This window comes from Salmonella sp. 32010601201800023SM, assembly GCF_017572235.1.
In the GTDB taxonomy this organism is placed as follows: domain Bacteria; phylum Pseudomonadota; class Gammaproteobacteria; order Enterobacterales; family Enterobacteriaceae; genus Salmonella; species Salmonella enterica.
Genome location: NZ_JAGEQS010000002.1, coordinates 535,990 through 547,632, shown reverse-complemented (window position 1 = coordinate 547,632; position 11,643 = coordinate 535,990). Strand labels below are relative to the sequence as shown.

Below are 11,643 nucleotides of genomic sequence, written 5' to 3'. Positions count from 1 at the left end.
TTAATATCCTCTTCTGTTATCCTTGCAGGAAGCTTTTGGCGGTTTCCAGGCTGCTACTTATCGTACTGCTCAGCACTTTTACCAGGTTGTCGTACAATGAATTGGCATTGCTATATTTTTGCGTCAGCGTCTGTAATGTGGTTTTCATATTTTCTTCCTGCGCTTTAAAACCCGACTGCCAGGCTTGATATTTGGCGTTATCCATTTCGAGTTTTGAGTCTTTTCCCGGCGCGCCTAAACCATCAATATCCTGAACCATTTTTTGTAATGGCGTCAGATCAACGGTGACGACATAACCGGATCCATAAGATTTCAGGCAGCTATTCGGTAAATTCAATTCACTGAGCCACTGTCTCGCTTCCGCTTCAGTGGCTACTTTAACGCCGCTGCCTGACTGCGCTGGAAATAAAACGGTATTACTGTTTATTTGATTATATTTATTGACTAAACTGTTTAAATCATTTTTGAGTGAGGTAACATCTAGCTTAACGGTATTACCGTCCTTACCTGGTAATAACCAGCCTCCCATTTTGGAAAGAATATCACTGAAGGCCTGATAAAAATCGGTATAGACTGCGACAACGTTTTCATAAACGCCCAGATAGCTGTCACCTATCGCCGATATATTTTGGGAAACCATATCCCAAATCTCAGCATCAGAAATGGTTGTTCTCGGCTGCGCCATAGGCGAAGCGCTAAATAAGGCCGACGTCGGCGCAGAAAACGCGCTCCGCAGGTTCTCATTTTGTTCTGCGGATAATGACACGCCAGACTTCGCCAGCGCATTCAGGCTGCTGGTCAACTGTTGGCGCGCCAGCGTGCGCTCGTCATTATTCTCTTCAGAGATCGGTGGCGTTGACTGCAGCGTCTGCTGTGCCTGCTGGATTTTAGTAGCCGCCTGCGATAATGAAATGATATCTGTACCGCGATGTTCTGTGGTAGACGGTACCACGGCAGTCTCGACGTGCTCGCTCGCCGAGGGAGTCTGCGGCCGTTCGGCAACGATCCCCGGATGAGGAGAAGCGGAATAATTTTGAATATTAAGCATAATATCCCCAGTTCGCCATCAGGAGCGCGATTAAATCACACCCATGATGGCGTATAGATGACCTTTCAGATTAAGCGCGAATATTGCCTGCGATAGCAGCAAGTGCGGATGCTTTCGACTGGTTAATGCTCTCCATTGTTTTCAGCATTTCCTGAATCAGGCTGGTCGATTTACGTGAACTTTCACGGGCTTCGTCCGATGCGGTGCTGGCAACACGGTTATTCACCTGGCTAATTTGCTGCTCGGAACGTTCCTGAGTAGCGGCGTACTGCCCGGACGCCCCTGCAATACCACCGACCGTGACCGAGTTCTTCATAATCAGATCGCCCGTCATCTGCATCTTGCGCGCATCAATTCGGGTCATATCCATGGTATTCTGCTCAAGACGAATATCGGATTCGACAGACTCAAGACGTTTCGACAGAATAGCCTGATGTTCAGGGGAGATTTGTTTATTACTGTCTTTAATACCCAGACTTTCCGTGGCGCTGGTTCCGGCATTAGATTTAAGCGTCGCATCATTAAGATTTTTCGTCGCATCGGTACCGGTTTTCTTCATATTTAACGATTTCAGAGAATCGACGCCTTCAGCACCGAGTTTGACGCTATTCTGCCCGTTCAGCACGTTTTTAATACTGTGGCTTTCAGTGGTCAGTTTATCGATCTTCGCGGCATTATGTTTAAGCGCGCCTCTTTCATTCTGCAGCCCCTTATATTCCAGTTTGGCGCCCACGCCAGTGATCCCCAACTGAAGCGCGCTCTGGGAAATACTACCGGACAACGCATTCATCCCTTCGCGCATCATGGAGCTTGCTGTCGTTTTAGCTGCATCAAAACTGACTAATGACAACTTACCAGACAGTTTGCTATCAGCCTGGTTCAACGTCAGCATTAACGTATTCGCGGCAGCCAACAGCGCAACGGCACTGGAAGACATTCCGCTAATATCAAAAAACTTTCCGACTTCTGCCTGCTGCTCGCGTAACTGGGTTTGCACAACCTCATTCGCTTTAGTCGTGACATTATTTGCCAGAGCATTCAAATCCTGATTCATGTCGGTATTTTGAATACTGGCTTTTAAAAAGGACGTGATCGTTCCGGGGGTTTGCGTTAATACCCCTGGCGCAGGCGCGCTCAGTGTAGGACTCAACCCCAGGTCACTGACTTTACTGCTGCTAATACCAATACTATTCAGAATATCTTTAGCGCTAACGGATTGCGAAGCTGTCTGTGAACTATTCTCAACAGAATGATTATTTAAATAAGCGGCGGGATTTATTCCCACATTACTAATTAACATATTTTTCTCCCTTTATTTTGGCAGTTTTTATGCGCGACTCTGGCGCAGAATAAAACGCGAAGCATCCGCATTTTGCTGTACCGCAGAAGACATGGCTTTTTGCAGTTCCGCCGTTACCTTCTGGTTTTCACCAAATATTTCTACGGATTGTTTAAGCCACTGCTGAATCTGATCCATGGCAAAACGGGCGAGCATAAAATCAGCAAGCGCCTCGCTGGCATTTTTAATAAATACGCCCTCGGCAACACCACCGGCTGACTGGGCTGCGGTATTCGTGACTTCCATGCCCAACGCCACTTTATTTAGGGTATTACCTACCAGCTCTTTACTTAAGGCATTCGTTTGCAGGCCCATCTTGCTACCCACATTACCCAGGCCGCTAGTAATACGTTGCATCCCCTGGGTAAAGAGTTTGCTGCCGTTTTGCGCCAACTGTTTCAGCACGTTAGGCACCAACTTCTTAATCGTTTCGCCCATCATTTTGCTCAGCGCGTTACCCAGTTTCGCCGCCGCGCCTTTCCCGACAACTGCGACCACCACAATGACCGCTACCATCGCAATAGCGGCAACAATCGCACCAACAATGCTGCCTGCCATCTCTGCCGTTTTCTTATCGACGCCTAATCCTTCCAGCGCTTTGGTAATCGCCTTGCCAATCAGCTCCATTAACGGCTTCAGCACATGCTCCATAATCGGGTTTAGCGCCTGCTGAATAAACGACACCCCCGTCGCCGCCTTCACAATTTCATCGGCCACCATTACCGCAAGTCCCACCGCAGCCAGCGCCAGACTCGCCCCACCGGTAAAAACAGCTGCCACAACGCTGACAATGGTTAGCAGCGCGCCGAGGACTTTCCCGATACATCCCATAATGCGGTTCGTTTCCTCGGCTTTGCGCGTCTCTTCCTGGAATTCAGCCGATTTCTTTTCCATCTCCGCCTGACGCCCTTCCTGCAAGGCGTTGAAAAGCGCAAGATCGTTTTGCAGGCTTTCTTCCGTATTTTTGCCCACAATCTCAATAAACATGGCCATGAGCATAGTGAGGCGGGCGACATTTGACAGATTATCCTGCTCACCCTGGGAAACCTGATTCTGAGAGGCGGCATTAGCCGTTCCCTGGAATTTGGTCAGAATGTTATCCGCTTTCTCGGCTTTCGCTTTGGCGTCTGTGCCTGCTTTAACCGTCGCATCCGTGGCCTTATCTAAGGCCTCTTTCGCCTCTGTCGCTTCTTTTCCGGCCTGTTCTACCGCGGCTTCAGCTTGTGCATAGCCGGGGTCAGCCGGGTCCAGCGATTGCAATTTATTTTGCGCCTGCGTCAGTTTTTTGGTCGCAGCGTCATAAACACTCTTGGCGGTATCCGTCTTTTTGATACTGGCTTCATAGAGATCCGTCGCCTCCTGAGCCTCTCCCAGAGCCGTCTGGAATTCTTTCGATACCTGAATCCCCATCTCTTTTTGTGACTCAATCATCGCCTGCCATACCGCCAGACGAGACTCCAGTTGAGACAGCGAAACATCACCCAGTAGCGTCATTAACTTGCCAAGCAGTAATGTCAATTGCCCTTCGCTGGAGAGTTTTTCCCGGGCGGCGTCCGTAGGCGGCTTCAGACCCACCGTATTAATAGCGCTCTCGCCGGACTTTGTTCCGGCTTTAAGGTCGCCCGCTTTCGTTGCCACCACATCTTTAAAAGCTTTATCCGCCGCTTTTAAAAAGTCCGTGTTCTTACGAACGCCTTCAAAAGCCGCCTCAGCGAGGCGCGGATTTTGGGTATATCCGCTACGGCTAATGCTACTTGCGTCATTTACCATAATTATTCCTTTTCTTGTTCACTGTGCTGCTCTGTCTCCGCCGTTTTTAGCGCCTCCAGATAGACCAACGCTTTTGCCCGCAGAGACTCATCTTCAGTACGTTCATTGACAAGTTCAAAACACTGTCTGGCTTTTGCTGCCTTACGCATTAATAATTGACACTGCCCGGTAAAAAAAACGGGGCGATAATCATTTTTAAGTAACGTAAACGCTACTGCATAAAGGTCACATGCTTTCTGAAATTGTTTTTTCAGTTGGCATACCGCCGCCAGTCCCATGGTGTAATCGGGATTGTAAAAATCATAAATGCATAAGAAACGAAAGAATGTCTCAGCTTCATCCAGTCGTCCCTGGTTATAAAACTCATAAGCATGAGCATATAAACCGTCCATCATATCTTGAGGGATCCCATGAACGTCTTTTAGCGTGGCGCCTTCACTAACGGCATCCCAAATCATTTCCGCAACACGTTCTTCGCTGACATTATTTTGATAATCCATTACTTACTCCTGTTATCTGTCACCGACTTTGTAGAACTTAACGACTGCGTTTATCTGATGCAGTTATTAAACCCCGACGGTGGTTAGTGAACATTCAAAAAACGCCCAATGAATACATCGCTACTGCTTTACGCGGCTCAATGCCGTACCTCGTTTTCTTGTGGCTGAATAACGTCTTTGCCCGCGTTTTCTACCTCTTCCAGCCAAACCAGAAGACGTAAAACTTCATCAATTTCTTCCAGACTCACCAGATCATAACGGCGATGGGTTTTGAAAAGACTGCGCGCCAGTTTGATATCGACGATCACAGGTACGCCAACCTTCTCCGCATAGGCGCGGACGGCCAGTGCGCGCTGATTCGTTTCATACACCGAGATCATCGGAATCGGCATCAATTCGGGTTTAAAATAAATCCCGATCGTAATATGCGTGGGGTTGGCAACAATCAGGCGTGAGTTTTCAATATCAGATTTCACCTGTTCAGACAGAATTTCCATATGAACTTCACGTCTTTTAGATTTAACCTCTGGGTTCCCTTCCTGCTCCTTCATTTCACGCTTCACTTCTTCCTTATCCATTTTCATATCTTTCATGGTCAGGAAATATTCCGCAATAGCATCCAATAATAAGACAATCAATGCGCAAGCAAGGCAAGTTAATACCAATGCGAGGAGAAGTTCACGCCAAATGACGGCAATACCTACAATATTGCCATTTAGCTGAGAAAAGATTTCAACCTTATATTTCTTCCAGCAAATGATGGCGGCCACCACAAAGGATGAGAGATACAGTAGGGTTTTGACCGTATCTTTAACCGTGCGCATACTAAAAAGTTTTTTTGCCCCTTCTACCGGGTTTAACGCCGATAAATTAGGCTTTAATGCTTCTGTCGCCAGCACAAAACCGGCCTGTAATAACGCCGGTAATGCGGAACACACTAAGCAGAGCAGCATAAATGGAATCAGATATTTTAACCCTATCCCAAAAACGGCCAAACTGTAGTCAGCCATGCTCTGATCAAAATTATCCGCAATAATGATCTTAATTATCCCCATAAACTCATTAAATGAGCCATACGACACCAGATAGGCAATTCCTCCCAGCGTCAGGCAGGCGATAATGAGATCTTTACTTTTAAATGACTGGCCTTTTTTAGCGGAGTCTTCCAGCCGTTTTTTAGTCGGTTTTTCTGTTTTATTCGAGGACATGCGTCGCCCCTCGCTCGTAAAACCAACTGCTTAACCCTGTGGCCTGGAAAGAGAGTCGCAGTACATTGTCCGGTAGTACCGGAGAGAAATAAAGCAGCATAATTAAAACGGCAATACCGCTTTTTACCGTCAGTGAAATCGCAAAAGCGTTCATTTGCGGAGCAAAGCGCGACAATAAACCCAGGAATACTTCTGACAGCAACAGCACTAATACCACCGGACTGGCCAGAACCAAGGCGTTTTGAGCCACCTGATTAATAAACGTTAATAGCGGCGGTAATGAAGGCGTGCACTCGTTCATCGGATCGCATAGCTGATAGCTTTTATTTAACACGTCAACCATCGTGACCAGACCGCCGTTTTGTAAATAAACGACAGCGGCAAACATATTCAGGAAATTAGCCATTTCCGAGGTATCAATACCGTTTGCCGGATCGATACTGCTACTTAGCGTTGCCCCTCGCTGGTTATCGATAATACAACCCAGCGCATGCATAACCCAAAAAGGCCATGACAGCAGACAGCCCAGCATGACGCCTACCGCCGCTTCTTGCAGAACTAACGGGATCATCGCCACCGATAAAAACGGCGGCGCCTCGTTCAATGCATGCGGCCATACTCCCAATGCCACCAGGATGATAATGGCGTTTCTCGGCGCGCCGCTTAATACCCCGCTATTCAAAAACGGCAGGAAGAAAAAAATCGGCGCTACGCGAGCAAACCCTAGTGCCGCAGACGCAACCAGGTGATGAATTTCAAAGTACAACGCGTAAAGCATTTTTTACCCCTTAGCCAACGCCAGGAATATCACCTGACGCCCGTAAGAGAGTAAAACTTCGCCATACCAGCCAGACAGTAAAAACAAGCATAAACACACGCCAAGTAATTTAATGCCAAAAGGCAGCGTCTGTTCCTGTAATTGCGTTACCGTCTGGAATAACCCTACCAGGAGGCCGATAATCGTTGCGACAATCGTCGGCCACCCTGACAGGATCAAAACAAGATAGAGCGCCTTATTACCTGCAAACACTAAATCATCCATTTAACTATCCCGTCTCGTAATGATGTCATGTTGCAATGTCCATATACTGTAATATCAATCCCTTAGACAGTAAGGTCCAGCCATCAAGCGCGACAAAAAGCACCAACTTAATAGGTGTAGATATCGTCACCGGACTCATCATCATCATCCCCAGCGCCAGTAGCACGCTGGATACCACCAGGTCGACGACAACAAAGGGCAAATAGAGATAAAAACCAATTTTAAACGCGCTTTTTATTTCGCTCAGCGCATAAGCAGGTAATAACGCAAATATTGATGGTTTTTCAATTTCATCTTTGTCACGCTTTACCGTCTCGGTCTCTTCTCCATACTGACGCTTCAGTTGCGCGTTTTCAAAAAACTGAACTAACTCGCGATCTGAATATTTGATCAGATAATCGCGATAACCATCCAGACCTTCATCAACGTGTTTACTTAATGACGAAATATCATTAAAGGTGACATCTTCGTCCTCAAAATAGACGTAGGCATCATGCATTATTGGCCACATAACAAACATAGAAAGCAGCAATGCGACGCCGTTAAGCGTCATATTTGAAGGTATCTGCTGCAATCCCAGGGCGTTACGCACCATGACAAATACAATAGAAAATTTAACGAAACAGGTTCCTGACGCAATAATAAATGGCAACAGGGTGGAAAATGCCAGTAAGGCAATTAATGAGATATCATTCCCCATTACCAGACTCGCTCAGCCATTCATGGATCTCAACGCCTAAGGTGTCATTCATCTGTACCAGTTCGCCATTACCCAGCAAAACACCATTCGCCATAATTTCAACGTTAAGTTCAGCATTGGTCGGCAGTGATAATAGCTGTTGCTGCCCCATGGCTTCGAGTTCGGCGAGGGTAACGTTCTTACGATACAAAACAAATTCCAGTTTGACGGGCAATTGATTCAAGCCAGGCAGAGTTTCTGCAGTTTCAGTTGTATTATTTTCTTCTTCGATATGTTGAATATCTAACGTTTCCACAATAATTCCCCCTTCAACACGGTTGAAATGACCTAACTTTTTCGCGTAGCAATAAACTTCCGCACGGGAAGTACGAATCAGGAGTACATCTCCGATCCCGATTCGGCCCAGCAACGAACGCTGCGTATCACTGCTACCGATTACAAAGCGCAACGGCCAACGCAGCATTTTCGGCCTGCCGCCCCCGACTGCAGGCAGTTCAGGAAGATGCTCAAACCACAGGCCGCCCCGATCGCTCATAATGTGCAACAATTTCCCTTCCGGCAGCGCGCTTCCCGGTACGGGGTTCTCTACGCATAAACGCCGACAGGACAAATGCGGCACGGGCAACTCAAACGGTCGCTCTGTTGCAGCAAGCCAGGGAACGACCAGGTGCTCAGCGCCAGCAGAAACCGCCGCCCCCGCCAGAGCGGGAGAGACATGCTCAAGCCAGTCCCCAGGTTGAATCCACGCCGACCACCGTTTTTCTGCATCGCTCAACCGAACCCACATTCCCTGTCGCGTCGGATATTCCAGCGTCGCTTCCCGGCCATGGCGCTGGCATTCTGTCGCGGTTTGCGCCAATAGCCATTCGCGACGATCAATCTGTCTCACACGCAATGACATCAGGCGTCATCCTCCTCGCCAGATTGCTGTCTGTGCTGTTGCTGCTGCGGATTTTGTTGATCGTCTCGCGTCAGGTGCCAGCGCTGGGGATTACCGTTTTGCCATTGATCATGCAAACGATGTTCAACCTGCGTATTTGACGGTATTAACGAAAACTCCCCTGCTTGCCGCGCCTGAATATTGACGGAATAGTCATTTCCCCAGCGCTGAAAACGGTAAGTCAGCGAGCTATCCTCTCCTTTCACGCCATCGGCAGTGGGAAAAATAGTCATCATCGGCTTTGATTGCGCCGCTAAAGGCATTTTTTCATCGCCGCCGGTTAATTGGCTAAGATCGGCGATAGTGGTTGGTTGCAGCGGAAGCTGAGAAACATCTTTAACCTTTTTATGATCTTTATCGTCAGGCTTACCGGTATTGGCTGCGGCCATTCGGGCAGGTGCGACATCCCGCGCCAGCGGCGCGCCCTCTTTACGAACGCCTTCGCCCGCGATGGCTTTATTATCCCCAGGCAATGCCTTGATATTATCGTCAGAGATTCCCGTGGCGTTATCGGTTACTTCACTAACGGATTCCACGGCTTTTAAATCAGCAGATAATTTTTTACCGCTTACGCTTTCTAACGGCCTATTTTTAGACGATAGCAACGCTGCGGATTTATCTACTTTGGCCTCCGCAGAAATCAAACCGACAGATTTTTCAGCAGTGACTTTCAACAATTTTTCAGCAATCCTGAGTTCGCCTTTTCCGTTATGATGCAGACCAGAAACGTTGCCATTGTGATGTTCTGATTTCGCTGGCGCGCCATGTCGCCATGCCGCCAGTAATACCGGTAAAGCCGTTTCTTTATGCATTACGAAAGCATCGCCATAGTCGCGATCTTTTTTATCACCGGAATATTCTGTCTTATGCTTTTCCACCGCTTTTTTTAATGCTTCTGATAAACCGCCAACCTCATCCTGCTGCGGCAGTAAAATGTTCCCGGATGAACTGACAGCTGACACATCGCCCATTAAATTATCTCCTCTGACTCGGCCTCTTCCTGCTGTATCTCTCGCTGGATATAGAATCTTTTCTGACGGATTATCCAGCGTTGATAGTTCCCTTCTTTGCGCAACCAATATTTACTTTTTTTCTGAAACTCTTCCCTTTTCTTTTCCAGCTCGCTCCGTTTTTCCTGAATTTGTATAATCTGGAGTTCTAAATCTTTTATCTGCCGGCGAACAATAGACTGCTTACGTAATAACGTATAAATTTCCTCACGACTGAGCTGTCTGTTTTCTGCACGCAGCGTATCTAATAACAATTTCAGACCCGCTATTTGTTCAAGGATCGCCTCCTCCTCGGCCTGCAGCCCGCGGTCCTCATCCTGATAGCGAAGTAATATCGACTCACACTGTGAATGAAATACCGTACAGCGCCGCTGCAATACTTTAATTCTGGTCAGCGAATGCATTCATACCGCTCAACGTGTCATCAAAGGATGAATACTGCGCTACCGGCTGGCATAACCAGGCTTTCAGGCTATCCCGCATCTGCATCGCCCGATCGTTATCGATATTTTCGCCAGGACGATATTCTCCCAAGTCAATGAAAAGCTGGAGCTCTTCCAGACGCGTCATTAATTTACGCACGGCAGATGCCTGTTCAGCATGTGTCGGCGTCGTGACTTGTCCAAAAACGCGGCTTACGCTTTTCAGTACATCGATTGCCGGGTAATGTCCCTGCCCGGCCAGCTTTCTGCTCAGATACAGGTGACCGTCAAGGATAGAGCGAATTTCATCCGCCATCGGGTCCGCCTCTTCCTCGCTTTCCAGCAGTACCGTATAAAAGGCAGTAATGCTTCCCTCGCTGGTCGCCCCGGGGCGTTCCAGCAAGCGGGGCAAATTATCGAATACGGAGGCGGGATAACCTCGACGAGCCGGACGCTCTCCCGACGCCAGTGCCACATCTCGCAAAGCACGCGCATAACGGGTCATGGAATCAATAAAAAGCACGACCCGTTTTCCCTGGTCGCGAAAATATTCCGCTACGGTTGTCGCCAGTTGCGCCGCATTGCAGCGATCGACCGAGGGGAAATCGGAAGTGGCAAAAACCAGCACGCATTTTTCTTTCTTATGCGAAGCGCGCAACATATCCACGAATTCAGTGACCTCGCGGCCTCGTTCACCGATAAGACCGATAACAAAGACATCCGCCTCCGTTTGCTCGATCAGCATATGCATCAGCATGGTCTTACCGCATCCTGCGGAGGCAAAAATGCCCATTCGCTGGCCTACGCCACAGGTCAATAACCCGTCAATCGCGCGCACACCGGTAATCAGCGGTTCACGGACGCCAACGCGTGAAGCGTAAGACGGCGGTGCGACATCAATAACGCGTTCTTCGCTAATCGGCGCCACTTCAGGGGTAAAACGCTCAACGATTTTCCCTGTCGGATCCAACACCGCGCCTAATACCGAGTATCCCACCCACGCCGATAACGCACGTCCAGTGGGATAAAGCACGACATCGCGGCTCAGCCCCTGGGCATTGCCGATAAGGCTCAGCACGGTGCGTTCCCGCTGTAAGCCAACCACCTGCGCACGTGCAACAACCTGTTTTTGGTGCCAGCCACGGCGTATTTCACACAGTTCGCCAATGGCCACATCGCGCAATTCCGCCTCAATAATTGGGCCGGTTATTTTTTGTGGGTAGGCCAGATATTGCAGTAAACGAGGTGTTTTCATCTCATTAGCGACCGACTAAAAACTTCCAGATAGTTGTAAAACCCATTCAAGGCAGTAGAGAACTTTTCACCGTCAGATAAAAAATCCGGATGCACTAAGGCTTTAAGCGTTAGCTCCCCATTCTGCTCCCCCAGTAGTAATTGCCCGCCGCGGGCAAAATGGCATCCTTCCATGATGGTCATTAAGATTTCATAAGCCCGCTGTTGTAATACCACCATGCTGTCAGCACCCAATTGCGCCCAGATCCATACATCATCGTCCTTGACGCTGATACAGATACTTGGCAATGCAAATAAATCCAGAACAATTGTTGAATGGCTATCTATTCCTCCGATGAGTGAAGGATCGCAACCACTTACTTCCAGTGCGGAACGAACTAATTCAGCGATATCCAAATGTTGCATAGATC

13 protein-coding genes are annotated in these 11,643 nt (G+C 48.3%); all 13 read right to left on the bottom strand.

Annotated features, from left to right (window positions below; translation table 11 throughout):
* Positions 1-16: 16 nt before the first annotated feature.
* On the bottom strand, positions 17-1,048 hold the full coding sequence (gene sipD / locus J4617_RS10035) for an SPI-1 type III secretion system needle tip complex protein SipD (protein WP_000932249.1): 1,032 nt from the start codon (positions 1,046-1,048) through the stop codon (positions 17-19).
* Between the two features lie 70 nt (positions 1,049-1,118).
* Positions 1,119-2,348, bottom strand: a complete 1,230-nt coding sequence (gene sipC / locus J4617_RS10030; protein ID WP_000909019.1) for an SPI-1 type III secretion system needle tip complex protein SipC — start codon at positions 2,346-2,348, stop codon at positions 1,119-1,121.
* Positions 2,349-2,375: 27 nt separating this feature from the next.
* The gene (sipB, locus tag J4617_RS10025) at positions 2,376-4,157 is read right to left on the bottom strand and encodes an SPI-1 type III secretion system needle tip complex protein SipB (protein ID WP_000245788.1); all 1,782 of its coding nucleotides are present in this window, start codon (positions 4,155-4,157) and stop codon (positions 2,376-2,378) included.
* A 2-nt stretch (positions 4,158-4,159) separates the two neighbouring features.
* Positions 4,160-4,657: a SycD/LcrH family type III secretion system chaperone SicA gene (gene sicA / locus J4617_RS10020; RefSeq protein WP_000386309.1), complete on the bottom strand. Its 498-nt coding sequence runs from the start codon at positions 4,655-4,657 to the stop codon at positions 4,160-4,162.
* Positions 4,658-4,794: 137 nt separating this feature from the next.
* Positions 4,795-5,865, bottom strand: coding sequence for an SPI-1 type III secretion system export apparatus protein SpaS (gene spaS, locus J4617_RS10015; protein WP_000097719.1), 1,071 nt, complete (start codon positions 5,863-5,865; stop codon positions 4,795-4,797).
* Positions 5,852-6,643, bottom strand: a complete 792-nt coding sequence (spaR, locus tag J4617_RS10010) for an SPI-1 type III secretion system export apparatus protein SpaR (RefSeq protein WP_000964940.1) — start codon at positions 6,641-6,643, stop codon at positions 5,852-5,854. The genes spaS and spaR overlap by 14 nt, the downstream gene beginning before the upstream one ends.
* A gap of 3 nt (positions 6,644-6,646) precedes the next feature.
* The gene (spaQ, locus tag J4617_RS10005; protein WP_000342503.1) at positions 6,647-6,907 is read right to left on the bottom strand and encodes an SPI-1 type III secretion system export apparatus protein SpaQ; all 261 of its coding nucleotides are present in this window, start codon (positions 6,905-6,907) and stop codon (positions 6,647-6,649) included.
* Positions 6,908-6,932: 25 nt separating this feature from the next.
* The gene (spaP, locus tag J4617_RS10000) at positions 6,933-7,607 is read right to left on the bottom strand and encodes an SPI-1 type III secretion system export apparatus protein SpaP (RefSeq protein WP_000526016.1); all 675 of its coding nucleotides are present in this window, start codon (positions 7,605-7,607) and stop codon (positions 6,933-6,935) included.
* Positions 7,597-8,508 carry an SPI-1 type III secretion system protein SpaO gene (gene spaO, locus J4617_RS09995; RefSeq protein ID WP_000058739.1) on the bottom strand — a complete coding sequence of 304 codons (912 nt, stop codon included), beginning with the start codon at positions 8,506-8,508 and terminating at the stop codon, positions 7,597-7,599. Before spaO ends, spaP begins: the two co-directional genes overlap by 11 nt.
* Positions 8,508-9,518 carry an SPI-1 type III secretion system protein SpaN gene (gene spaN, locus J4617_RS09990; protein WP_000503107.1) on the bottom strand — a complete coding sequence of 337 codons (1,011 nt, stop codon included), beginning with the start codon at positions 9,516-9,518 and terminating at the stop codon, positions 8,508-8,510. Before spaN ends, spaO begins: the two co-directional genes overlap by 1 nt.
* A complete protein-coding gene (gene spaM, locus J4617_RS09985; protein WP_001520714.1) occupies positions 9,518-9,961 on the bottom strand; it encodes an SPI-1 type III secretion system protein SpaM in 444 nt (147 codons plus the stop codon). Before spaM ends, spaN begins: the two co-directional genes overlap by 1 nt.
* On the bottom strand, positions 9,939-11,234 hold the full coding sequence (gene invC / locus J4617_RS09980) for a SctN family type III secretion system ATPase InvC (RefSeq protein ID WP_000856766.1): 1,296 nt from the start codon (positions 11,232-11,234) through the stop codon (positions 9,939-9,941). The genes spaM and invC overlap by 23 nt, the downstream gene beginning before the upstream one ends.
* Entirely contained in the window at positions 11,231-11,638 is a 408-nt protein-coding gene (spaK, locus tag J4617_RS09975) for an SPI-1 type III secretion system chaperone SpaK (RefSeq protein ID WP_001164066.1), read from the bottom strand. Before spaK ends, invC begins: the two co-directional genes overlap by 4 nt.
* Positions 11,639-11,643: the final 5 nt, after the last annotated feature.

What these genes read in the sequence shown, in the direction of transcription:
- sipD (WP_000932249.1), bottom strand. Translation starts at nt 1,048, where the DNA reads ATGCTTAATATTCAAAATTATTCCGCTTCTCCTCATCCGGGGATCGTT.
- sipC (WP_000909019.1), bottom strand. Translation starts at nt 2,348, where the DNA reads ATGTTAATTAGTAATGTGGGAATAAATCCCGCCGCTTATTTAAATAAT.
- sipB (WP_000245788.1), bottom strand. Translation starts at nt 4,157, where the DNA reads ATGGTAAATGACGCAAGTAGCATTAGCCGTAGCGGATATACCCAAAAT.
- sicA (WP_000386309.1), bottom strand. Translation starts at nt 4,657, where the DNA reads ATGGATTATCAAAATAATGTCAGCGAAGAACGTGTTGCGGAAATGATT.
- spaS (WP_000097719.1), bottom strand. Translation starts at nt 5,865, where the DNA reads ATGTCCTCGAATAAAACAGAAAAACCGACTAAAAAACGGCTGGAAGAC.
- spaR (WP_000964940.1), bottom strand. Translation starts at nt 6,643, where the DNA reads ATGCTTTACGCGTTGTACTTTGAAATTCATCACCTGGTTGCGTCTGCG.
- spaQ (WP_000342503.1), bottom strand. Translation starts at nt 6,907, where the DNA reads ATGGATGATTTAGTGTTTGCAGGTAATAAGGCGCTCTATCTTGTTTTG.
- spaP (WP_000526016.1), bottom strand. Translation starts at nt 7,607, where the DNA reads ATGGGGAATGATATCTCATTAATTGCCTTACTGGCATTTTCCACCCTG.
- spaO (WP_000058739.1), bottom strand. Translation starts at nt 8,508, where the DNA reads ATGTCATTGCGTGTGAGACAGATTGATCGTCGCGAATGGCTATTGGCG.
- spaN (WP_000503107.1), bottom strand. Translation starts at nt 9,518, where the DNA reads ATGGGCGATGTGTCAGCTGTCAGTTCATCCGGGAACATTTTACTGCCG.
- spaM (WP_001520714.1), bottom strand. Translation starts at nt 9,961, where the DNA reads ATGCATTCGCTGACCAGAATTAAAGTATTGCAGCGGCGCTGTACGGTA.
- invC (WP_000856766.1), bottom strand. Translation starts at nt 11,234, where the DNA reads ATGAAAACACCTCGTTTACTGCAATATCTGGCCTACCCACAAAAAATA.
- spaK (WP_001164066.1), bottom strand. Translation starts at nt 11,638, where the DNA reads ATGCAACATTTGGATATCGCTGAATTAGTTCGTTCCGCACTGGAAGTA.